Annotated in this window: 16 protein-coding genes; 7 read left to right on the forward strand and 9 right to left on the reverse strand. The window is 71.7% G+C overall.

Annotated elements, in window-relative coordinates:
• Nucleotides 1-24: 24 nt before the first annotated feature.
• From F9C11_RS24960 to F9C11_RS24970, 3 genes are all read right to left on the reverse strand, one after another.
• Nucleotides 25-906 carry a helix-turn-helix domain-containing protein gene (locus tag F9C11_RS24960; protein ID WP_409179775.1) on the reverse strand — a complete coding sequence of 294 codons (882 nt, stop codon included), beginning with the start codon at nucleotides 904-906 and terminating at the stop codon, nucleotides 25-27.
• A gap of 42 nt (nucleotides 907-948) precedes the next feature.
• A complete protein-coding gene (locus F9C11_RS24965) occupies nucleotides 949-1,773 on the reverse strand; it encodes an NAD-dependent epimerase/dehydratase family protein (protein WP_409179776.1) in 825 nt (274 codons plus the stop codon).
• A gap of 84 nt (nucleotides 1,774-1,857) precedes the next feature.
• The gene (locus F9C11_RS24970) at nucleotides 1,858-2,655 is read right to left on the reverse strand and encodes an IclR family transcriptional regulator (protein WP_409179777.1); all 798 of its coding nucleotides are present in this window, start codon (nucleotides 2,653-2,655) and stop codon (nucleotides 1,858-1,860) included.
• Between the two features lie 130 nt (nucleotides 2,656-2,785).
• Here F9C11_RS24970 and F9C11_RS24975 point away from each other — a divergent pair, with 130 nt between their 5' ends.
• From F9C11_RS24975 to F9C11_RS25000, 6 genes are all read left to right on the forward strand, one after another.
• Nucleotides 2,786-3,718 carry a 5-dehydro-4-deoxyglucarate dehydratase gene (locus F9C11_RS24975; RefSeq protein ID WP_409179778.1) on the forward strand — a complete coding sequence of 311 codons (933 nt, stop codon included), beginning with the start codon at nucleotides 2,786-2,788 and terminating at the stop codon, nucleotides 3,716-3,718.
• Nucleotides 3,718-4,974 (forward strand): glucarate dehydratase family protein, encoded by a 1,257-nt coding sequence (locus tag F9C11_RS24980; protein WP_409179779.1) that lies wholly within the window; start codon nucleotides 3,718-3,720, stop codon nucleotides 4,972-4,974. Before F9C11_RS24975 ends, F9C11_RS24980 begins: the two co-directional genes overlap by 1 nt.
• A 4-nt stretch (nucleotides 4,975-4,978) precedes the next feature.
• On the forward strand, nucleotides 4,979-6,124 hold the full coding sequence (locus F9C11_RS24985) for a hypothetical protein (protein ID WP_409179780.1): 1,146 nt from the start codon (nucleotides 4,979-4,981) through the stop codon (nucleotides 6,122-6,124).
• A gap of 552 nt (nucleotides 6,125-6,676) precedes the next feature.
• Complete coding sequence (locus F9C11_RS24990) at nucleotides 6,677-8,131, forward strand: aldehyde dehydrogenase (NADP(+)) (protein ID WP_409179781.1); 1,455 nt, start codon at nucleotides 6,677-6,679, stop codon at nucleotides 8,129-8,131.
• Between the two features lie 79 nt (nucleotides 8,132-8,210).
• Entirely contained in the window at nucleotides 8,211-10,520 is a 2,310-nt protein-coding gene (locus F9C11_RS24995; RefSeq protein WP_409179782.1) for a polysaccharide lyase 8 family protein, read from the forward strand.
• Nucleotides 10,521-10,628: 108 nt separating this feature from the next.
• Complete coding sequence (locus F9C11_RS25000) at nucleotides 10,629-12,101, forward strand: flavin-containing monooxygenase (protein ID WP_409186975.1); 1,473 nt, start codon at nucleotides 10,629-10,631, stop codon at nucleotides 12,099-12,101.
• A 231-nt stretch (nucleotides 12,102-12,332) separates the two neighbouring features.
• Here the strand turns inward: F9C11_RS25000 and F9C11_RS25005 are convergent, their stop codons facing one another.
• Nucleotides 12,333-13,076, reverse strand: coding sequence for a maleylpyruvate isomerase family mycothiol-dependent enzyme (locus tag F9C11_RS25005; RefSeq protein WP_409179783.1), 744 nt, complete (start codon nucleotides 13,074-13,076; stop codon nucleotides 12,333-12,335).
• A 44-nt stretch (nucleotides 13,077-13,120) separates the two neighbouring features.
• Here F9C11_RS25005 and F9C11_RS25010 point away from each other — a divergent pair, with 44 nt between their 5' ends.
• Nucleotides 13,121-14,011, forward strand: a complete 891-nt coding sequence (locus F9C11_RS25010; RefSeq protein ID WP_409179784.1) for a MerR family transcriptional regulator — start codon at nucleotides 13,121-13,123, stop codon at nucleotides 14,009-14,011.
• A gap of 132 nt (nucleotides 14,012-14,143) precedes the next feature.
• Here F9C11_RS25010 and F9C11_RS25015 read toward each other — a convergent pair whose 3' ends face one another.
• From F9C11_RS25015 to F9C11_RS25035, 5 genes are read right to left on the reverse strand one after another with little or no spacing between them, the layout of a single operon-like run.
• On the reverse strand, nucleotides 14,144-15,304 hold the full coding sequence (locus tag F9C11_RS25015; RefSeq protein ID WP_409179785.1) for a VWA domain-containing protein: 1,161 nt from the start codon (nucleotides 15,302-15,304) through the stop codon (nucleotides 14,144-14,146).
• Nucleotides 15,301-17,481: a DUF5682 family protein gene (locus tag F9C11_RS25020; RefSeq protein ID WP_409179786.1), complete on the reverse strand. Its 2,181-nt coding sequence runs from the start codon at nucleotides 17,479-17,481 to the stop codon at nucleotides 15,301-15,303. Before F9C11_RS25020 ends, F9C11_RS25015 begins: the two co-directional genes overlap by 4 nt.
• Complete coding sequence (locus tag F9C11_RS25025) at nucleotides 17,478-18,563, reverse strand: ATP-binding protein (protein ID WP_409179787.1); 1,086 nt, start codon at nucleotides 18,561-18,563, stop codon at nucleotides 17,478-17,480. The genes F9C11_RS25020 and F9C11_RS25025 overlap by 4 nt, the downstream gene beginning before the upstream one ends.
• On the reverse strand, nucleotides 18,560-20,002 hold the full coding sequence (locus F9C11_RS25030; RefSeq protein WP_409179788.1) for a DUF5691 domain-containing protein: 1,443 nt from the start codon (nucleotides 20,000-20,002) through the stop codon (nucleotides 18,560-18,562). The genes F9C11_RS25025 and F9C11_RS25030 overlap by 4 nt, the downstream gene beginning before the upstream one ends.
• The gene (locus tag F9C11_RS25035; RefSeq protein ID WP_409179789.1) at nucleotides 19,999-21,312 is read right to left on the reverse strand and encodes an SWIM zinc finger family protein; all 1,314 of its coding nucleotides are present in this window, start codon (nucleotides 21,310-21,312) and stop codon (nucleotides 19,999-20,001) included. The genes F9C11_RS25030 and F9C11_RS25035 overlap by 4 nt, the downstream gene beginning before the upstream one ends.
• Between the last annotated feature and the right edge of the window lie 73 nt (nucleotides 21,313-21,385).

The raw sequence follows: 21,385 nt of genomic DNA on the forward strand, positions 1-21,385 counted from the left end.
TGAGCGGGCTGCACGAAACGCGCGTCAGCCGTCCCGGCGAAGCGCGGCGGGAGTGGTGCCCAGCTGGGCGCGCAGCACCCGGGTGAGGTGTTCCTGATGGGAAAACCCGCAGCGCACGGCGATGTCCGCGATCGGTTCGGCGCCGGTGCGCAGCAGCAGTCCGGCCCGTTCGACGCGCAGCCGCAGCAGATAGCGGTGCGGCGGCAGCCCGGTGCGCGCCTTGAACCGCCGGGCGAACCGGCTGACGCTCAACCCGGCCGCCGCGGCCAGTTCGGCCAGCCCGAGCGGGTCCGCGAGCCGTTCGTCCATCAGCTCGCGCACCTGGGCGAACTGCCGGTCGGTCAGCGCCTCGACCGGCCGGGTCTCCGCTGGACGGCTTCGACCGGATCGGTGCTGACGCGCGAGCTGCGCGGCCACGAGCGCGCCGAGCTGATCCGCGTACGCGCGAGCGCCCGGCTCCCACTCCCGCACGACGCGGTCGAGCGCGAGAACCAGCTGTTCGAGCAGCGGGTCGACACTGCCGAGTTCGTCGGCCAGCCGGACCGGAACGTCCGATCCGGCGGCCTCCTGCACCGCCGAATCCGGCAGGTAGACGTGCAGCGTGTCCAGTTCGCCGCCGAGTTCCACCGACAGTTCCTGGTGCGAGGGCTGGAGAAACAGCCCGCCCGCCGGGATCCGCCGGCTGCGCTCGCCGGGCGACCCGACGCCGCGGCGGACGGTGACCGGACCGGCGAGGTGCAGGATCAGCTGGTGCGTGCGAGCGGGCCCGAACTCCGCGCGATACGGCCGTTCGCGCTGCTTGGACAGGTAGATCCGGTCCCAGCCGAGACCCGCGCTGGTGCGTTCCGGGCGGATCCACGGCAGGGCGAGGATGCCGTTCGTGTCGGCAGGCCCGAGCTCGCCCACGGCGTCCTCCTCTTCGAGGGTCTCCGTGGGCGAGGGTACCTCTCAGAGCGGGTTGAACACGCCCAGCGGCGCGGTGCAGAACGGCCCGCCGACGTACTCGGCCGCCGCCCCGGTCGGCGCCGGCTTGCCCGCGAGCTGCTCGGCGTAGACCTCGGCGTTGTCGTGGGACTTGTAGCCCAGCGCCTCGGCCTCGGCGAGCGAGTAGACGCGGCGGGTGTTGTCCGAGACGCCCCAGATCATCCGGTAGCCCGGCGACGGCGCGCTCAGGCACGCCTCGAACAGCCGCGCCCCGTCGTCCGGCGACAGCCAGCTGGTCAGGCCGCGGATGCCGAGCGGAAGCGGCGTTTCGAAGCAGGAGCCGATGCGGATGACGATCACGTCCATGCCGAACCGCGACGCGTACAGGCTGCCCAGCGCTTCGATGGCCGCTTTGCTTACGCCGTAATAGGTGTCCGGCCGGGGGCTGGAGTCGGCGGGCAAGCCGTTCTCGCCCGCGTCGGCGTTGCGGCGGAAACCGACGGCGTGGTTGCTCGACGCGAGCACGACCCGGCGGATCCCCGCTTCGCGGGCGGCTTCGAGGACGGTGTGCGTGCCGTTGATGTTGACGTCGAGCGTGTCCTCCCACGACGCCTCGCGGCTGAGCCCGCCCAGGTGGATCAACGCGTCCGCGCCCGCGCAGGCGGCGGCCATCGCCTCGGGGTCGGTGACCGAGCCGGTCACGATTTCGACCGCTTCGCCGTCCTCGGCGGGAGGCTGGTCGGCGAGGTCGAGCAGCCGCAGCACCCGGCCTTCCCGGCGCAGCCGCGGCCGCATCAGGGTGCCGACGACGCCGGCCGATCCGGTGATCAGCACACGCTGGTCTGACATGGAATTCCTCTCACGAAAGCCTCGTGCGCGCCGTTCCCGGTTCTCACCGCGATGAGCGCTCACGAGGGGCACGGGTGGCGGCGGTCAGCGGATTCCGGCGCGGCGCAGCTGCTGGCCGAGCTCGGCGGTGGTTTCGGCCAGCAGTTCGCCGACGCGTTCGACGTCGGCGTCGGTGACCTTGCCCAGCGGCATCGAGCAGCTCATCGCGTCGGTGCCGGGGATGCGGTACGGGATCACCGCGGCCACGCAGCGCACGCCGAGGGTGCCCTCTTCGCTCTCGGCGGCGTACCCGCGTTCCCGGGTGCGCGCGAGGTCGGCGTGCAGCGCGTCGAGCGTGGTGATCGTGTTCGGGGTGAGCGCGACCAGTTCTTCGGGCATGAGCGCCTCGACCTCTTCGTGGGTCAGCTCGGCGAGCAAGGCCTTGCCCAGCGCGGTCGCGTGCGCGGGAAGGGTGCGGCCGACGCGGGAGATCAGGTGCGTGGAGTGCTGCGACTCGCGCGTCTCCAGGTAGACGACCTCGGTCCCGTTGCGGCGGGCGAAATGCGCGGTGAAGCCGGTCTTCTCGCGGATGCGTTCTAAAGCTTCGGTGGCGTAGGGGACGATCGCGTCGCGGTCGAGGTACGCGGTGCCGCAGATCAGCGCGCGCACGCCGAGCCGGTAGCGCGCGGAGTTCGCATCGGCTTCCAGCCAGCCCGCGTCCAGCAGGGTGCGCAGGAGCCCGTGCAGACTGGAGCGGGGGAACCCGGTGCGCGCGTGGAGATCCGACAGCGACAGCCACACGTCGTTCGCGGCGAACGTCTCGATCAGGTCGATGGCGCGCCGCGCCGACTTCACGCCCGCGGACTCCGCGGGAGCGGTGGCGGGGTCCGTCTTCTGCGCCATGGCGCGTCCTCCAACCGGGCCGTTGACTTGTGAGTCCGGCCATATTAGCGTCCCGAACAGCGTTCTTGTGGGTGAACATAGTCACGATAACAGACTCCATTCAAGAATGTGAACATTGGAGCAGAAACTGATGGCACAGACCGAGATCGAGCTGGACGGCTTGCTGGCGTTCCCGCTGACCCCGTTCACCGAAGACCTCGAGATCAACCTCGACGGGTTCGCGGAAAACGTGGAGAGCCACATCGCCGCCGGTGCGGGCGCGCTGTTCGTCGCGTGCGGCACCGGGGAGTTCAGCTCGCTGTCGGTCGACGAGGTCGCCGCGCTGCTGGCCAAGGCGCGCGAGGTCGCTGGCGGGCGCGTGCCCGTGTGGGTCGGCGCGGGCGGCGGCGCGGCGGGTGCGCGCGCGGGCGTGGCGGCGGCGCAGGCGGGGAACGCCGACGGCGTGCTGCTGCTTCCGCCGTACCTGGTCACCGGGCCGCAGGACGGGCTGGTCGACTACGTGCGCTACGCGGTCGGCGACACCTCGGTGCCGGTGATCGTCTACCACCGCAGCACTGGCGTGTTCACCGCGCCGGCCGCGGCGAAGTTGCTGGATATCCCGTCGGTCGTCGGGATCAAGGACGGCTTCGGCGACGTCGAAGCGATGACCCGGATCGTCACCACGATCCGCGCGCTCGGCACGCAGCGTTCCGCGGACTTCTTGTTCTTCAACGGTTTGCCGACCGCTGAGGTCTCCGCGAAGGCGTACGCGGCGGCTGGCGTCGCGCGCTACTCCTCGGCGGTGCACTGCTTCGCGCCGGAAATCGCGCACCGCTTCCACCGCGCGCTCGCGGAGGAAGACAACGCGACGATGGACGCGCTGCTCGCCGGGTTCTACCTGCCGCTGGTGGCGTTGCGCGACGAAACGCCCGGCTTCGCGGTGTCGCTGGTCAAGGCCGCCGCCCGGCTGCGCGGAGACAAGGTCGGCACCGTCCGGCCGCCGCTGATCGAGCCGACGCCCGAGCAGATCGACCGGCTGGGCAAGGTCGTCGAGAACGGTTTCGCCGTGCTGAAAGGCCTCTGATGAAGATCCGGGACGTGGTGCTGACCCCGGTCGCCTTCGCGGACCCGCCGCTGCTCAACGTGATGGGCGTGCACGAGCCGTTCGCGTTGCGCAGCGTGGTGCAGGTGGTGTGCGACGACGGCGTGACCGGCCTCGGCGAGTCTTACGGCGACGCGGCATTCCTCGGCGAGGTGCGCAAGGTGCTGCCGGAGCTGGCCGGACACGACATTTTCGACCTGCCGGGCCTGAAGCGGATCATCGCGCGCACGCTCGCCGGAACCGTGCTGACCGACGAGCACGGGCTGATCGGCGGGTTCTCCATCCGCAAGACGGTCGCCAGCGTGTACTCGCTGTTCGAGGTCGCCTGCCTGGACGCGCAAGGACAGCTCCTCGGCCGTCCGGTCGTGGACCTGCTGGGCGGCAAGGCTCGCGACGCCGTCGACTTCTCCGCCTACCTGTTCTACAAGTACGGCGCGCACCTCGGCGCGGAAGAGGACAGCTGGGGCGAGATCCGCACCCCGGAAGCGCTGGTCGGTTCGGCTCGGCGGATGGTCGAGGAATACGGGTTCCGCTCGATCAAGCTCAAGGGCGGGGTTTTCGCGCCGGAGCAAGAGATCGAGGGCATTCGCGCGCTCGCGTCGGCTTTCCCCGGGCATCCCTTGCGCATCGACCCGAACGCCGCGTGGACGCCCGAGACAGGCATCCGCGTGGCCGCCGAACTCGACGGCGTTCTGGAGTACCTCGAGGACCCGACGCCGGGCATCGAGGGCATGGCGCGCGTTGCCCGCGAGGCGAGCATGCCGTTGGCCACCAACATGTGCGTGGTCAATTTCGGCGACCTGGAGCCTGCTTTCCGGGCGCGGGCGATCGGCGTTCTCCTGTCCGACCACCATTTCTGGGGCGGCCTGCGCGATACCCAGGCGTTGTCGGTGGCCTGCGAAAGCTTCGGCGTCGGACTGTCCATGCACTCCAACAGCCACCTCGGGATCAGCCTGGCCGCGATGGTGCACGTCGCGGCGGCGACCCCGCATCTGACGTACGCCTGCGACACGCACTGGCCGTGGAAGACTGCCGACGTGATCGAACCGGGCGTGCTGAATTTTGTCGACGGAGCGGTGGCGGTGCCGGACCGGCCCGGACTCGGAATCACGCTCGACCAGGACGCGCTCGCCAGGGCGCACGAGGACTATGTCCGATGTGGACTGACTAAACGGGACGATGTGACGTACATGCGCAAGTACACGCCCGGCTTCGAACCGAACACGGCGAGGTGGTGATCCGGTGAAGGCGACCGGATACGCGTATCCGTGGGACGTGCTCGACCCCGCGTTCGTCGAACGGGCGCTGGACCTCGGCGTGGACGAGGTCGCGGTGGCGCTGGCCTACCACAGCGCCCGGGCCGCGACGCCGTGGTCGGCCGAGCGGACGTCGGTGGTCGCGCGGACCGCCGCGCTCTACCGGCCGGTGCGCGCGGAAGCCTGGAAGGGCCGCGATCTCGTCCCCGCCACGCCGGACTGGGTTTCTTCGGAGGACAGCGGCGGCGACGCGGTCCGGCGGCTCAACGAGGCCGGAATCCCGGCTGCCGCGTGGATCGTGCTCACGCACAATTCGCAGCTGGGCACGGCGTTTCCGCAGTACGCGGTGCGCAACTGCTTCGGCGAGACGTACCCGTGGGCGCTTTGCCCGGCACAGCCCGCGGTCCGCTCGTACGCGGCGACGCTTACCGAAGAATCCGTTGCCGGACTGGAGCTTTCGTCGGTTGTGCTGGAGGCGTGCGGCCCCCTCGGCGGCGTGCACCAGCACCAGCACGAGAAGACCGACGGCGTGTGGGCCCCGGCCACCGCGCGGTTGTTGTCGATCTGCTGCTGCTCTGCCTGCGCGGAGGGCTGGACCGATCTCGACCCGGCGGAGGTCCGGAAAACCTTGCGCGCCGAGGTGCGGCGGCTCATCGCCACGGCGGATTTGTCAGTGGTGGAGGATAGACTTCCGGCTGAGTTGAAGGAAAAACTGCTCTCCGGACGGCAGCAGTCCACCGATGCGCTGCGTGCCGCGGTCCTGGCCGTGCTGGAGCCGGGCACGCGGATCGTGCTGCACGGCGCGCTCGACCCGTGGGTCACCGGCGCCCTGCCCGGCCTGACCCCGACGGCCGCCGACGACGCCGAGACGGTCGTGCTGCAGAACTGGGCCCCGGGCCAGGGCAGCGTCGACGCGGTCGCGGCCGCCCGGCGCGCGCTGCCGGAACGGGTCGCGATCGGCAGCTACATCACCGCGGTCGCGGCGAGCGCGGTGCCGGACATCGAGGCGTACGTAGGCGAGCTGGCCAAGGCCGGGGCGAGTGAGCTGCATCTGTACCACTTGGGCCTCGCGGGGCCTGCACGGTGGGCGGATCTGCACGCGGCTACTGCTGCGGCGCACTCGGCGTCCTGAAGTTGCTGGAGGAGTGGGGAAGCCTGCTGGCTGCGGCGACGGGCCGATCGTTCGCCGGAGGCGGTTGGTTGTTGCTGGGCGTTGGGTGTGTTGTGGTCGGGTGGCGGGGGATCGGTTGAGTGGTGGGACTTCGGTTGTTGGGCCGGGAGGCGCGGTGGCTGCCGCGCCCGGTTCGCCGGAGGCGGTTGGCTGTTGCTGGGCGTTGGGTGTGCTGTGGTCGGGTGGCGGGGAGATCGATTGAGTGGTGAAACTTCGGTCGTTGGGCCGGGAAGCGCGGTGGCCGCCGCGCCCCGTTCGCCGGAAGCCACTGGCTGCTGCCGAGCGCTCGGCGTGCCGCGAAACTTCGCCACCGAGCCGGAAACCGTCCTTGCCGCCGCCGGGCGCTCGGTGTCCCGCGAAGTCGGATGCCGAGGAGGAACGATTGAGCCGCGCAACTTCCGCCATCGGACCAGCGAGCGTGCTGGCAGCCGCCCGGCCCGTCCCCGAAGCACGTCCGCCAACCGGGCCGCCCCGCACTCGGCGCCCTGAAACTTGCTTGACGAGGAGAATCCATTGAGCCGCGAAACTTCCGCCACAGAACTGGAAAACGTGCTCGCCGCCGCCGCGGCGGCCGCCCGGCCATTCGCCGAGAGCACCCCGGCCGAGCGGGCGCGCTGGCTGTCCGCCGCCGCGGACGCGCTCGACGCCGCCGCCGACGAGCTGGTTCCGCTGGCCCACCGGGAAACGCACCTGCCGGCCGCGCCGCGGTTGAAGGGCGAACTCGCGCGCACCACGTTCCAGCTCCGGCTGTTCGGCGAAGTGCTGCGGGACGGGCAGTTCCTGGGCGCGACCGTCGACCACGCCGATCCCGACTGGCCGATGGGTCCCCGGCCGGACCTGCGCCGGGTGCTCGTGCCGATCGGGCCGGTGCTCGTGTTCGCCGCGAGCAACTTCCCGTTCGCGTTCAGCGTCGCGGGCGGCGACACCGCTTCCGCGCTGGCCGCCGGGTGCCCGGTGGTGCTCAAGGCGCACCCGGGCCACGAAGAACTCTCGGCGCGGACCGGCGAGATCGTCGCGCGGGCGCTGACCGCCGCGGGTGCGCCGGAGGGTGCGTTCGCGGTGATCCACGGGGTCGAGCAGGGCGTCACGGCGCTCAAGGACCCGCGGATTTCCGCCGCCGCGTTCACCGGTTCCGTGCCGGGCGGGCGCGCGCTGTTCGACATCGCCGTCTCGCGGCCGACGCCCATTCCTTTCTACGGCGAGCTGGGCAGCGTCAACCCGGTCGTCGTCACGCCGGGTGCGGTCGCCGCGCGCGGCGAGGCCGTGGCGAAGGGCTACGCCGCGTCGTTCAGCCTCGGCGCGGGCCAGTTCTGCACCAAGCCGGGCCTGCTGTTCCTGCCCGAGGGCCACGGCCTGGACGACACCCTGCGCGAGGCGGTCGGCGCGGTGGCCCGGCAGGAAATGCTGAACGACCGCATCGCCGCCGGATTCGCGCGGAAACTGGCGGAGTTGCGTGCGGCGCCGGGCGTCGAGCCGGTCGTGGAAGGCGCGCAGGACGGCGACGCGTTCACTCCGTCCCTGCTGGCGACCACCGCGAAGCAGTTCCTGGCGGGCGGCGAGGCGGTCCGGGAGGAGCATTTCGGGCCCGCGTCGCTGATCGTCACGTACTCCGACCAGGCGGAACTGATCGAGGTGCTGGACAGCCTCGAACCCGGCCTCACCGCGACGGTCCAGGGCGAGGAGAGCGAGGCCGACTTCGTGCGCCCGCTGCTGCCTTCCCTGACCCGGCTGGCCGGACGGCTGCTGTGGAACGACTGGCCGACCGGCGTCACGGTCAGCTGGGCGCAGCAGCACGGCGGCCCGTACCCGGCGACGACCGCGCCGACCACGACGTCGGTCGGCACCGCCGCCATCGAACGCTTCCTGCGCCCGGTCGCGTGGCAGAGCTTCCCGGACGCTCTGCTGCCGGAAGCCCTGCAGGAAGCGAACCCGTGGCAGCTGCCGCGCCGTGTCGACGGAGCGCGCTGAGCAGACCCCCTCGTGAGGGGCTGGGCCGGTTCCCGCCGGCTCAGCCGCTCACGACCCAACCCCACTGGGAGGCACCGTCATGCCCGTGAACCGCAGAACCGCACTGCGTGGCGGTGCCGTCGCCGCCGCGCTCGTCGCCACGGCGCGCCCGGCCTTCGCCGCGCCCGCTGCTGACCCGCTGAAGAAGATCGTCGCCGGCTACCGCGAGCTGCAGACGGGCATCAACCGCCCGTCGCCGGAACGCACGGCCGCGCTGAAGAACCTCGGCCGGGTCGCGAAGTCGTACTACGACAGCATGTCGGTGTCCGGAAACGGTCCACTATGGACTGACCTTCCGCTTGGCCCGGGCAGCGACTACACCACGTCGATGTACGCGCGGCTGCGGGCGATCGCGGTCGACTGGGGAACTCCCGGCAGCACCCTGTCCGGCGACCCGAAGGTGCTCGACGGGATCAAGAAGGCGCTGGAGCTGATCTACGCCAGCCAGTACAACCCGCAGGTCGGCGAGATCGGCAACTGGTACACCTACGAGATCGGCGTGCCGTATTACCTGCTGCACACGCTCGTCACGGTCGCCGACCAGCTGACCGCCGACGAACTGGCGCGGTATGTCAGCCCGGTCAAGCGGTTCGTCGGCAATCCGAATCTGCGCGCGAACAACCCGAAGATCGTCGAAACCGGCGCGAACCGGGCGGACAAGGCGCTGATCTCCGTCGTCTCCGGCGCGCTGACCGGCGACACCGCGTGGATCCGCACCGGCATCGACGCGATCACCGACGTCGCCGGCGGGGGAGCGGCCAGCGTCCTGGCGAAGCTGAACCGCGCGGCGGGCGACGGCTTCCACGCCGACGGTTCGTTCATCCAGCACGACACCGTCCCGTACCCCGGCCACTACGGCATCGTCCTGCTGACCGCGCTCGCCGGGACGATCCACGTCACCGAAGGCACCGAGTACGCGCTGCCGGACGAGCTGAAGCAGAAGGTGTACGCGCTGGTCGGCGACACGTTCGCGCCGTTCGTGTACGCGGGTGCGCTGATGGAGCCGGTGCGCGGGCGGATGCTGTCGCGCCAGGGCGAAACCGCGCACGACATCGGGCACCAGCTGACTGTCGCGACCTTGGTCCTCGCAAGGTCGGCGACCGGGGCCGTGAAGACCGAACTGTCCGAGCTCGCCGCCAAGTGGATCAAGGAAGGCACGTACGCGCCGTTCCTGGAAATCCCCGACCCCGAACGGTTCGCGCCCGGTCCGGACCTCGTCGCGACGCCGGGCATCGAGTTCGCCCAGGAGATGCTCGCCGCGCGCGTGCGGCCCGCGCCGATCGTCGCGGCGCACCGGATCTTCGGGCAGCAGGACCGGATGGTGCACGTGACCGAGGGCTGGTCCGCGTCGCTCGGCGTGGGCTCCGCGCGGATCTCGCGCTACGAGTCGATCAACGGGATGAACCTGCACGGCTGGCACGTCGGCGACGGGGTGCTGTATCTGTTCCTTCCCCACGCGAAAGGCCACTACTCGGACGCCTATTGGCCGACCGTCGATCCGGCCCTGCTGCCCGGGACCACCGCGAAGGCCGGTCCGCCGGGTCCGCTGGCGGCCACGCCGTTGACGACGAAAGCGCACGTCGGCGGCGTGCGCTGGGATGCCCGGCACGGCGCGTACGCGATGGACTTCGTCTCCGAAGACGGTTCGCTGACGGCCAAGAAGTCGTGGTTTTTCACTCCGGCGGGCATCGTCTGCCTCGGCGCGGGGATCACCGACACGTCCGGGCAGGCGGTCCGGACGACGATCGAAAACCGCAACCTCGGCGAAAACGGACGCGGCACGCTGCTGGCCGACGCGCGCGTGGTCGGCGATTCGAGCACGCTGCACCGGCCGCGCTGGCTGCACCTCGACCACGTCGGCGGCTACGTCCTGCTCGACAACGCCGAGGTCACCGCGCTGCGCGAAGACCGGACCGGCGCGTGGCGCGACGTCGACACCGGCGCCAACACGAAGGGCACCACGACGCCGAACACGCGGCGCTACCAGAAGCTGGTGATCGAGCACGGCGCGAAGCCGGTGGACGCGAAGTATGCGTACGCAGTCTTGCCGGGCGCGTCGGTCGTCGGGACGGTCGCTTCGGTGCTCGCGTGGCGCGTGCGGGCTAATACGGCCGCTGTCCAGGCCTTGCGGCTGTGGGATAACACACTGCTCGCAAACTTCTACAGTGCGGGTACGGTAGACGAGGTATCCGTTTCAGGACCCGCTTCGGTGGCGCTCGGCAGGAACAGTCTCGCTGTTTCCGACCCGACGCAGCTGCAGGACAGCGTCCGCGTGACGGTGCGGCGGCGCACGGTGGAGGTCCCGCTCAAGGACACCTTCGGCGCCACCACAGTGGTTTCCCTGCGGTGACCCAGGTTTTCCCCGCCGGGCCGGTGGTTCCCGGCCCGGCCCGGCGGGGCCCCACTTGATCCGGCCCCCGGCCGTAAAGTGGGGCGGAATCGCTTCACGCGGGGAGGAATCGTGGCGCATTTCGATGTCCTGGTCGTCGGGGCCGGGCTGTCCGGCATCGGCGCGGCCTGCCGGCTGCGGCAGCTGGCGCCGGACCGGACGTACGCCGTCCTCGAAGCGCGAGACACGATCGGCGGAACCTGGGACCTCTTCCGGTACCCGGGCGTGCGCTCCGACTCGGACATGTTCACGCTCGGCTACCCGTTCCGGCCGTGGCGCAAGGAACAGGCGATCGCGTCCGGAGCCGAGATCCTCGACTACCTCCGGGAGACCGCCGCGGAGCACGGAATCTCCCGGCACATCCGGTTCGGGCACCGCGTGGGGCGGGCGTCCTGGTCGTCCGCCGCGGCCCGCTGGACGGTGGAGGCCTCGCACGACGGCGAGGTCGTCACTCATACCTGCTCTTTCCTGTATTTGTGCAGCGGCTACTACAGCTACGAGAACGGCCACGTCGTCGACTTCCCCGGCCGCGACTCGTTCCGCGGCGAGATCGTGCACCCCCAGTTCTGGCCGGAGGGGTCGGACTTCACGGGCAAACGAGTGGTCGTCATCGGCAGCGGCGCCACCGCGGTGACCTTGGTGCCGGAACTGGCTTCCACGGCGGAGTCAGTGACGATGCTGCAACGCTCGCCGAGCTACGTCCTGTCCCGCCCGTGGACGGACTCGCTCGCCCGCCGCCTGCGCCGATTCCTGCCTGCGCGGCTCGCGTACCACGCGGTGCGCACGAAGAACGTCCTGGTGACAACGTTGCTGTACCAGTTCTCGCGCCGCCAGCCCGACCGCGCCGCGGCTTTCTTGCGCGACGCGGCCGCGAAGCAGTTGCCCGCCTCGATCCCGGTCGACCCCCATTTCTCGCCCCGGTACCGGCCCTGGGACCAACGACTCTGCCTGACGCCCGGAGCCGATTTCTTCCGCGCACTCCGCAGCGGCCGCGCGGACATCGTCACCGACCGGATCGACCGCTTCACCCCCGACGGCATCACGCTGGAATCCGGCGCACACCTGCCCGCGGACGTGGTCGTCACCGCGACCGGCCTGCGCGTGATCGCGTTCGGCGGAATCGAGCTGAGCGTAGACGGCGAGGTGATCGAACCGTCGGAACAACTGGTGTACAAGGGAATGATGCTCGGCGGAGTGCCGAATCTGGCCTGGTGTATCGGCTACGTGAATGCCTCCTGGACGCTGCGCTCGGATCTCGTCTCGCGGTACGTGTGCCGGTTGCTGAACCACCTGTCGCGCAACGGTTTCGACACCTGTGTGCCCCGCCCGCCGGCGATCCCGTCCACGCGGCGGCGGCCAATCATGAACCTGACGTCGGGCTACCTCACCCGCGCCGCCTCAGTCCTGCCCCGCCAAGGCGACCGCCGCCCATGGCTGATGCGGCAGAACTACCTGCTGGACGCAGCGGATCTCCGCCTGAGCCGCATGGACGACGGGGTGCTGCGGTTCGAGCGGGTGGGGGCGCAGCGCGTGGCCTCCTGATGTCGTGGGTTGCGCTCGGTCTTTTGTGCTTGGTCAGCGACGGTGTCCGTCCTCACTCAGGAACCGGCTCGGCTGACTGGCCCGGGCCGAGTCCTGCTTGACGGGAGGGCCCGGTACTCGCTCGGGGTCAGTCCGGTGTGCTTTTTGAAGCTCGCCGAAAAGGACCCCAGGCTGCTGAACTCGACAGGTCGAGGGGGTCGGCAGCGCGGGGCTTCCGGGAGTTCGACGCGCTCACGCCGCCGAGTGAGCCAGCCAGTGGTCGGCCAGGTCGCGGTCGCCAGTGATCGTTACCCGGTCGGCTGGCAGGCGCCGGGTGAGCACCAGCAGGAGGTCCTGGACCGAACCTGTCAGCGTCGCGTCCGCGGCGTCCGCGGCGGGTGTCCATCGGACGCCGTCGGGAGTGCGGGTGATCAGCCAGCCCGCGCCGTAGCCAGTGCGGAGCTGGAGCGTCTGGCCGGTGCCGCGCAGGGCCGAGAAACCCGGTCTCAGCGTCGCCATGACCGGATGGGACAGCATTTCCAGCCACTCGCTGATCGCGTCGGCCGCGAGGTCCGGTGCCACTGCGAACGCGGTCCCGGTGGCGAAGGCCGCGTCCGCGTGGTGCACGGTCGTGTCGTGGAGCATGCGGCGCAGCCAGAACGTCGCCGGTCGCGGGCCGAAGTAGGTCCACACTGGACGGTCGGCGGCAGCGAGCACCGCGTCGGCGAGGTCCGCGGCGCCCGCTTGGAGCCAGGCCGACCATTCGCTGGGTGCGTCTGGGTCCGCCTCGAACGGGTCGGGAACTGGAGCCGGACCGGACCGGATGAGGTCCGCCGCCCAGCGGTGCGCCTGGCCGACGTGACCGGCCAGCACTCGCAGGGGCCATTCCGGGCAGGTGGGCACCGGAGCCTCCGAGTCTGCCCCGGCGACCGCCTTCGCGAACCCGGCGGTGTGCTCGTGCAATCCCTGGACAATTCGTGCGGTGTCGAGATCCATGGCCGTACCGTAGGAACTCCACCCGACTGGAGGTTCCATCGGAAGTGACTGGGGACACACTCGGGATCGGCGACCTGGCGCGGCGCACCGGCGTGCCCGTCCGCACGATTCGCTTTTACTGCGACGAGGGACTGCTGGCACCCGTGCGCAGCGCCGGCGGACACCGTCGATTCGACCCGGCGGACGTCAACCGCCTCGTCCTGGTGCGGCGCTTGCGCGGACTCGGGCTGAGCTTGAAGCCGATTATGGACGTCCTCGCCGGAGAACGTTCCCTTTCCGACGCCGTGTCCGCAGAGCGCGCCGCGCTGGACCGCGAGTTGACGACGCTGGCCTGGCGACGCTCAGCCCTCCGCGCCGTCGAGGAGGCACCGCCTGCCGCCCGCGCCGCCCGGCTCGAGTTGCTGTCCGCCGCGACGGACGGGTTCGCCGCGCATGCGGCCCTGGTCCGCCTTTGGCACCCGATGGCCACCGGCGCCGTCCCGCCGGACACAGCAGACATGTTCCTCGCCGTGAGCGCGCCGCGGCCGCCCGAGCTGCCGACCCCGGAGCAGGTCGTCGCCTACGCCGAGTTAGTGCTGCTCGCCGCCGACCGCGCGTTCGCCGCCCGGCTGCGCGCCAGCCCGCTGGTCACACACCTGGGCGCCCTCCACGAAGGCGTCGGCGAGGCCTGCGAGCTGGCGGCCCCGCAGGTAGCGGCCGGATCCGAGCCGGAACCAGGACCGGCACTCGACCGGTTTGCCGAAGCCCACGCCGCCGCGTCCGGCACCCGCGACACCCCGGAGTTCCGCTGCACACTGCGACGGCGCACCGCTGGCGATCGGCATCCGCAGGTGCGCCGCTATTGGCGTCTCGCGGGCGAAATCACCGGAGAAGCTGCGCCGATCGGAGTCGCGCACACCTGGCTGCTGGACGCGCTGGACCGCTCGGCTGGCTGAGATCTCTCGAGCGGGAAACGTGTCGGCTCGCGCGACGCGTTTCGCTGGGCTGGACGGGCTAGGGAGCGGGGGTTCGCTCCCTAGCCCGCGCTCGCCGAAGCGTTCCCGGCGGAAGAGGCTAGGCGCGCCGGGTCATTGAGCGGTCGCCGAGGCGGCCCAGCGGGTCAGGTCCTCCCTTCGGAGCGCCGCGGCCATCAGATCCGGGAACAGATCCGGCGTGCAGGCGAAAGCGGGCACTCCCAGTTCGCTGAGCGCGGCGGCGTTGTCGTGGTCGTAGAACGGCGCTCCGGAGTCGGACAGCGCCAGCAGCGTGACCACCTGCACCCCGGACGCCACCAGGTCGGCGACCCGGCGCAGCAGGTCGTCGCGCACTCCGCCCTCGTACAGGTCGCTGATCAGCACCAAGAGGGTCTGCTCCGGGCGCTCCACGAGTCCTTGGCAGTACGCCAATGCGCGGTTGATGTCGGTGCCGCCGCCGAGCTGGGTGCCGAACAGGACGTCGACCGGGTCGTCGAGGTGGTCGGACAGATCGGCTACCGCGGTGTCGAACGCGACGAACTTCGTGCTCAGTGCGCGCATCGAGGCCAGCGCGGCGCCGAAAACCCCCGAGTACACCACGGATTCCGCCATCGAACCGGACTGGTCGACGGCCAGGATCACGTCGCGCCGGACGCTCTGCTCTCGGCGGCCGAAGCCGAAAAGCTGTTCGGGCACAATGGTTTTCAGCTCGGGGGAGTAGTGCTTCAGGTTCCGGCGGACCGTGCGGTCCCAGTCGATGTCCGCGCCTCGCGGGCGTTGGGTGCGGGCCGCGCGGTCCAGTGCGCCGCGGACTGCCGCGCGGGTGCGTTCGGCCAGGCGGTCTTCAAGTTCCGTGACGACCTTGCGCACGACGGTGCGTGCGGTTTCCTTCGTCTCTTCCGGCAGGACGTTGTTGAGGGACAACAGGGTTCCGACCAGGTGGACGTCCGGCTCCACCGCGCTGAGCAGTTCCGGTTCCAGCAGCATCCGGGTGATGCCCAAGCGGTCTACGGCATCGCGTTGCATGACTTGGACGACGGAGCCGGGGAAGTACTTCCGGATGTCGCCCAGCCAGCGCGCGACCCGCGGCGCGGAGGCTTGCAGGCCGCCGCTGCGGTCGCCGCTGCCGCGGGCGTTCTTGGGGCGCTCGTCGTAGAGGGCGGCGAGCACGTTGTCGACGCCTTTGTCTCCTTCGGACAGTGCGTGTCCGGTGCCGTCGGAATCTCCGCCCAGCACTAGGCGCCAGCGGCGGAGGCGTTCGGGATCAGCGTTCACGAGGCGGCTCCCAGGAGAGTGGCGAAGACCGGCAAGGCGGCTGCGGCGCGGATCTCGTCCAGGTCTTCGGCGACCGCCGAGGAGACCTGGCGAGCGCCGGACAGGGTGGCGGCGCGTTCGCCGATCGCGCGTTTCTCCGGACCGGCGAAGGCTCCGAAAGTACGGCGCAGCAAAGGAAGCACCTCGGTGAAGACCTCGGGCTGGATCGAGGACAGCCAGGTGTCGACGACGCCCAGCATGCGTTCGTCGTGGACCAGCAGGAGCGCGCCGCCGGAGAAGAAGCCTTCGACGTAGGCCGCGCCGTCGGTCGGGGCGATGCCGGGGGTGAGCATGCGGCCCAGCCGGAGTTCGACCTCCGCGCCGTCGAGCAGGTCGGCGTCGTGCAGCAGGCGCACGATGCGGCCGGCCAGCAGCGGCGGCAGAGCGTCGCGGGCGGACAGCCGGGCCAGCGCGGTGAACCAGCGCTCGCGGGCGGCGTCGCCCAGGAGGTCGGTGGCTTCGTGGACGTCGTCGACCAGTTCGCAGAACTGTGCGGCGGCCTCCTCGTCGATGCCGTGCACGGCGGGCGGCAGACCGGCGCAGACCCGGGTGAGGATCCGGTCGGCGACTTCTTGCAGTTGCGCGGTGTCGGTGCCGCGGACGTCGCCGTAGCGGGTGGCCCGGGCCAGCGGAGGCAGGGCCGTCATCAGGTGCGCGACGTCTGCGTCGGCGGCGGCGCGGGTGTCCAGGGCGGCGAGGGTTTCCGGCAGGGCATCGCCGAGGTCGGCCAGCAGGCAGCGTTCCACCGCGGCGGTGATGTCCGCGAGCGAGGGAGATTCCGCGACGGTTTCGCGTACGACGGCGGTGGCTGCGGCGGGCACGGTGGTTCCGTGCACGGCGGCTGCGACCAGGTCGACCTCGAAACCCGGTTCCCAGCACAGGGTCCAGGTCTCCCGGAAGGTGCCTTTGCTCCGGACCGACGACAGTTCCGGCTCGCCCCACGGGATGCCGAGGATCCGCAGGCGGTGCAGCAGGCGGGAGCGGTCGAGCCCGCCGGGGGTGCGCAGGTCCAGGTCCAGCTCTCGCGTTTGCGGCTCGCGTTTGAGCCGGAGCCGCCGCGCGGTGGCGACCAGGTCGGCGGCCAGCGGCGCCTGCGGGACGCGGTCCGGGACCTCGCCGAGCAGTTCGCCGACCACCAGCCGCCGGGTGACCAGGTCGGCCTGGACGTCGTCGCCTCCGCACAGGACCGCGCGGGTGGCGGCGTCGACCTCGGCCAGCCCGGCGGACGACCGGCCGCGCAGCGCGGCCAGCGTGTCGGCCAGCCGGACCGCTTCGATCACGTGCGCGGTGGAGACGGGCAGGTCTTCCTCGCGCAGCACCCCGGCGACGGCGGTGAGCCACCGGGTGGTGACGTCGCCGGAGGTGCTGAACAGGTGGTGGTACCAGCCGGGGGAGCGGACGCCCGCGCCGTAGCCGGTGCCCGACGCGAGCCTGCCGTGCGTCCACGGCACCCACGTGCAGACGACCTTCCGCTTCGGGAGTCCTTTGAGGACAGCCTGGTCCTTGGAGGCGGGCGGCAGCGGATCGGCCAGCGCGGGCACGTGCCAGGCCCCGCACACCACCGCGATCCGTTCGTAGCCTTCTTTCCGCGTCTTGCGCAGCACGTTCCGCATGTACGCCTCGCGCCGCTGCTCGTGCGGATCGTCCGGCCGGTCGCCCTCGCGCAGCGCGGTCATCGCGTCGGCGATCACCTCGAACGGCGATTCCTCGCCCCGGCGGGACTCGACGAAGTCGTCCCACCAGCGTTCCGGATCGTCGTATCCGCCCGCCGCGGCGAGTTCCGCGAGCGGGTCGGCGCGGGGCGCGGTGCGTTCTTCGCCGAGCGCGAACTGGTGCGCTGCCGGGAGATCGCAGAACTTCACCGGAACGCCGGCCGCGGCGGCGTACCGCAAAGCCTGCCATTCCGGGCTGAACACCGCGAACGGCCAGAACGCCGCGCGCGACACGTCGTCGGACACGTACGCCAGCAGCGCCACCGGCGGCCGCATGCCCTCGTCCGCGGCGAGGTCGACGAGCTGGTCCGCCTCCGGCGGTCCCTCGATCAGCACCACGTCCGGTTCCAGCTCGGCGAGCCGGGCGGCGACCGCCCGCGCCGAACCGGGACCGTGGTGCCGGATCCCGAGGAGATGAGTGGTCATCCGGCGATCTCCTGGCCTGCCCGGTAGAAGTCGGCCCAGCCTTCCCGCTCGCGCACCACGGTCTCCAGGTACTCGGTCCAGATCGCGCTGTCGGCCACCGGATCCTTCACGACCGCACCGTGAATCCCGGCCGCGACGTCCTGCGCGCGCAGCACGCCGTCGCCGAAGTGCGCGGCCAGCGCGAGACCGCCGGTGAGCACGCTGATCGCTTCCGCCGTCGACAGCGTGCCCGACGGGGTCTTCACCGCGGTGCGGCCGTCCTCGGTGCGGCCGGCCCGCAGCTCGCGGAAAACCGTGACCACGCGGCGGATTTCGGCGAGATCGGCGGCTTCGGCGGGCAGCGAAAGCGCGGCGCCCAGCTGGCCGACCCGGCGCCGGACGATGTCCACCTCGGCTTCGGCGGTGTCCGGCAGCGGCAGCACGACGGTGTTGAACCGCCGCCGCAGCGCGCTCGACAGCTCGTTGACGCCCTTGTCCCGGTTGTTCGCCGTGGCCACCAGCGTGAACCCGGGCCGCGCCTGCACTTCGGAGCCCAGTTCGGGAATCGGCAGCGTCTTCTCGGACAGGATCGTGATCAGCGAGTCCTGCACGTCCGCCGGGATCCGGGTGAGCTCCTCGAGCCGGGCGACCTTGCCGTCGCGCATCGCGCGCAGGACCGGGCTTTCGACCAGCGCCTGGTCGCTCGGCCCTTCGGCGATGAGCCGGGCGTAGTTCCAGCCGTAGCGGATCTGCTCCTCGGAGGTGCCCGCGGTGCCCTGGACGAGCAGCGTGGAGTCCCCGCTGATCGCCGCCGCGAGGTGCTCGGACACCCAGGTCTTCGCCGTGCCCGGCACGCCGAGCAGCAGCAGCGCGCGGTCGGTGGCGAGGGTGGCGACCGCGACCTCGATCAGCCGCCGCGGGCCGACGTACTTCGGGCTGATCTCGGTGCCGTCGTCGAGTTTCCCGCCGAGCAGATAGGTGACGACCGCCCACGGGGAAAGCCGCCACGACGGCGGTTTCGCCCGGTCGTCGGCCGCGGCGAGGGCGGCCAGTTCGCCGGCGTATTCGGCTTCGGCGTGCGGCCGGAGGACGGGGGACGTCATGCGAGCTCCTTGTGCATTTCACGGCGGAAGGACAGGGTTTCGGCGACTGCGCGCCGCCACGGGGCGGCTTCGCCGGGAAGCGGGATCTCGGCCAGCGGGTGGCCGAGGCAGGCGACGGGCACGGCCTTCGCGATCAGCGCGGCCGCGTGCGCGACCAGCCGGTGGTCGCGCTGCCCGGCGACCCAGTCGAGCAGCACCGTGCCGAGCGCGGCGGGCCACGGCCGCGGCAGGTCGAGGATGAGCCGGGTGAGGGCTTCGACCGGCAGCCCCCGAGTCAGCTTCGCGACCGTGGCGGCCTGTTGTTCGGGCGACAGCACGCCGATGAGCGCGGCGGTGCTGCGGCCGCCCGGCTCGGCTTCCACGAGGGCTTGCGCCCACTGTTCGTCGCGCTGCCGGAGCGCGGCGGTGGCCCAGCTTTCGCGCACCACGTTCAGCGGCGGTCCTTCGACGAGCATCCCGGCCAGCTCGCCCGGGGTGCCGTACTCGGCCCAGAACCGCAGGGGAGTGGCGGCGATGAGGGCGCGCAGCCGGGCGATGCCCTGCCCGGGACCGGCCGGGACGCGGATGCCGTCGCGGATCAGGCTGTCGTCCGGTTCGGGAGGGGTGAATTCGAGGACGTCGGCCCGCAGCGCGCGGCTGCGCACGGTGACGCAGGCGCGCAGCCGTTCGGTCATCCGCCCGCCGCAGGCCGAATCGGGGTACCGGCCGATCAGCCGCAGCGCGATCTCGCGCACCCCGGCCGCCCGGTCGCCGAGCGCGGCTTCCACGAACGGCTCGTCCTCGGCGGTGAGGTGCTCGCCGAGCACGGCCAGGAACGTCGCCCGGACGTCGGCCGGTTCGTTGCCCCACGCCTCGGCGAGCGCCTCCCGCGCGCGGGCGGGATCGGCGACGAGCACGCGTTCCAGCCAGGCTTGCCGCCGGGCGGCGGTGCCGAACCGCCAGGCGTCGTCGCTCGTGTCGTCCGCGGCGGCCACGAGGAACGCCCAATCCGGGTTCCGCTCGCCGAGCCACGCCCCGACCGGACCGGCGACCGTGGCGAGCGGCGCCCGCAGCGACACCCGGGTCCGCGCCGCGTCGGCGAGCGCGGGCAGCCGCTCGGCGGGGACGCGGAATCCCTTGTCCGCCACCGTGGCGAGCCATTCCTCGACCAGCTCGGGGCGGTTGGCGGAAAGCAGGTGCCCGAGCCGGGCCCTCGCGAGGGCCGGGACGAACGGCCGGGTGTCCTCCGCCGCGGCCGGTTCGGGGTCGATGCCGGCGAGCGGTCGCTGCCCGGCCCGCCGGTAGCCGGTGTAGGCCGCCGCGGCGGCGAGCGCCTGGTCGGAGGGCTCGGTGCGGTGCTCGGCGATTTCCCTTACCCCGGGCGGCAATCCGGCGGGGTCGAAGGTCCTGCGGCGGGTGCCGAGAAGGACGGTGCTGACGAGGTCGTTCCAAGCAGTCACAGTCGCACCATCCCGTCGCGATGCCAGCAGCTCAACGGCCGCAACCCCGCCGTCGTCCACTCCCCGGCCACTGTCACCGGCCGCTCGGCCGCGAGCGCCAGCAGCGGCCAGGGATCCGCGGAGGACGCCAGCGGCAGCGCCGCACCGTCCACATCAGACAGTGCCCAGCCCTCGCCGTGCCTCGCCGGACGGAGGCCGCTCACCAGCATCGGCCACCGGTCCAGCCACGGATCAGCCGCGAGCGCGGCGGCATGCCCGGCGAGAGCCGAGGAGAAACTCCCGCCGACCGGCGCCGATTCCGCCGCCACCGGTTCCTCGCGGTGGTCGAACACCGCCCGCAGCGGCACCGCGCCCGGGTGGAACACCAGCTCTCCGGCGACCACGAACCCCGGCGGCAGCGAACTGTCCAGCGGACGCCCGGGCGGCACGAACGACAGCACCAGCGCGTCCCGGTCGCTGCGCTTGCCCCGCAGCCAGGTGCGCCTGCTGCGCAGCGAGTCCTGCTCCTCGTCGATCGCGCCGGTGACCAGCCATTGGTCCGGCACGCGCTCGCCGGACTCCAGCACCTGCGCGGTGCTCACCGAGAACCCGAGCCGGGTCCGGACGGTGTCGGCGAGCCCGCCCGGCAGCGATTCCAGCCTGCTCGCCGCGTCCGCGAGCACGTACACCAGCGACAACTCGGCCAGCAGCCGATCCGGCCAGTCCCGGCCGCGGCCGACCAGCGCCGCCGCCCGGCGCAGGCCGTTCGCCAGCCCGGGAGCCTGCGCGTCGACCATCCGCGAGGCGACCGTGTACAGCTCGTCGGCACCGCCTCGCTCGAATGCCGCGAACCCGGCGGACACCCGGTCGGCGAGCCATCCGCGCAGCTCAGCGGCCCCGGCGGTGACCCGCGCGAGCCGTTCCTGCGCCCGCTTCGCCGCCGCTTCGAGATCCTTCGGCGCGTCCGTTCTCTTCTCGGCCCGCTCCGCCCGCGCGGCCCGTTCCTCGAGCCACGCGTGCACCCATCCGGGCTCCTCCTCGCGGGGGACCTGCCCGTCGGCCCAGAGCAGCAGCAGCCCCAGCGCGTGCTTGCACGGGAACTTCCGGCTCGGGCAGCTGCACCGGAACGCGGGCCCGGCCGTTTCCACCGTCGTCTGGTACGGCCGCTTCCCGCTGCCTTGGCACGCGCCCCAGACCGCGCGGCCCGACGCGCCCGCGCCCGACCACTTGGCCGGCGCCGCCTGCCCGCGCCCGGCTTTCGCCGACGCGGCGTCCGGCGCGAGTTCGAGCACCCGCTCCGGGCTCCACCGCGCCGCTGCTTCGTCCCCCACGTTTTCCTTGCCGCTCTTCCGCTTCTTCCCCCCTCGGGGGCTGACTCGAAGAGCATCCCACCCGGCACCGACA

Source organism: Amycolatopsis sp. VS8301801F10 (assembly GCF_046195355.1).
GTDB lineage: Bacteria > Actinomycetota > Actinomycetes > Mycobacteriales > Pseudonocardiaceae > Amycolatopsis.

What these genes read in the sequence shown, in the direction of transcription:
- F9C11_RS24965 (WP_409179776.1), bottom strand. Translation starts at nt 1,773, where the DNA reads ATGTCAGACCAGCGTGTGCTGATCACCGGATCGGCCGGCGTCGTCGGC.
- F9C11_RS24970 (WP_409179777.1), bottom strand. Translation starts at nt 2,655, where the DNA reads ATGGCGCAGAAGACGGACCCCGCCACCGCTCCCGCGGAGTCCGCGGGC.
- F9C11_RS24975 (WP_409179778.1), top strand. Translation starts at nt 2,786, where the DNA reads ATGGCACAGACCGAGATCGAGCTGGACGGCTTGCTGGCGTTCCCGCTG.
- F9C11_RS24980 (WP_409179779.1), top strand. Translation starts at nt 3,718, where the DNA reads ATGAAGATCCGGGACGTGGTGCTGACCCCGGTCGCCTTCGCGGACCCG.
- F9C11_RS24995 (WP_409179782.1), top strand. Translation starts at nt 8,211, where the DNA reads ATGCCCGTGAACCGCAGAACCGCACTGCGTGGCGGTGCCGTCGCCGCC.
- F9C11_RS25005 (WP_409179783.1), bottom strand. Translation starts at nt 13,076, where the DNA reads ATGGATCTCGACACCGCACGAATTGTCCAGGGATTGCACGAGCACACC.
- F9C11_RS25020 (WP_409179786.1), bottom strand. Translation starts at nt 17,481, where the DNA reads ATGACCACTCATCTCCTCGGGATCCGGCACCACGGTCCCGGTTCGGCG.
- F9C11_RS25025 (WP_409179787.1), bottom strand. Translation starts at nt 18,563, where the DNA reads ATGACGTCCCCCGTCCTCCGGCCGCACGCCGAAGCCGAATACGCCGGC.